2 pseudogenes are annotated in these 908 nt (G+C 35.2%); both read left to right on the top strand.

The window, feature by feature from the left end:
* A pseudogene (locus ACFPOH_RS10925) lies at window positions 1–800 on the top strand (IS21 family transposase); the annotation flags it as partial.
* Window positions 797–908, top strand: a pseudogene (locus tag ACFPOH_RS17115) (ATP-binding protein); the annotation flags it as partial. The pseudogenes ACFPOH_RS10925 and ACFPOH_RS17115, both read left to right, overlap by 4 nt.

The following is a 908-nucleotide window of genomic DNA, read 5'->3' as shown; positions in this document are numbered from 1 at the left end:
TGAAATTTGTAAAAAATAATTTTAGCAAAAATCGAGTATTCGATCATCTTTCAGATTGGAATCAATCGTGCCACGCTTGGTTGAAAAGAACAGGAAACTATAAAGTTCATCATAATACGAAAAAGAGACCTTCTGAAGTGCACGCCCTGGAAAAGCAACACTTAAAGAAAGTCTCTGGTACTTACATTTTCGCAAATGTTTCAACTCCAAGTATAACAAGAAATATCCATAAGGACAATGTTATTCGTTATGAAGGAAATCGATATAGCGTTCCTAAAGGAACATATAGAGCAGATGCCCCAAATCTTGCTTATTTACAAGAAGAGGATGGTTGGTTAATTATTCGACTGAAAGAAACTGGGATGGAGTTAGCAAAGCACCGAATATCCGAAGGAAAAGGATTGATTATTACAGATCCCTCCCATCGGGAACATAGCACAAGTAAACGAGATCTTTTAATTCATCAAATTCAAGAAACATTCATAGATAAAGAGAATATTCAATGGTTAATACACAAATTGAAAGAACGATATCCACGTCATTTAGTGGATCAACTCAAAGTACTACAACAAGCCATCAGAATTTACCCAAATCATTGTGAGGAAGCTTTATCTGAAATGAAGAAACTTGGAATGACCAGTGCAAATGATTTTCGGGATATTGCACATGCATTATCTGTACAATATCAAAAAAGTTCACCTAAAATCGTTGAATTGAATGAGAAGTATAAAGATTTATCAGCACCAGAACGATCCGAAGACATTTATTTAAAAGTCTTATCTGGAGGTGAAAATGAATGAATCATCATCCCTATGAAATTTTACAAGATAAATGTCGTACCTTGCGCCTCGCTGAGACGGCTAAAGAATTACCGAATTTACTCCGTGAAGCTGAAGCAAAGAATTGGA

The sequence above is a fragment of the Ureibacillus suwonensis genome (genome assembly GCF_042655065.1).
In the GTDB taxonomy this organism is placed as follows: Bacteria; Bacillota; Bacilli; order Bacillales_A; family Planococcaceae; genus Ureibacillus; species Ureibacillus suwonensis.
This window is presented reverse-complemented; position numbering and strand designations above follow the sequence as displayed.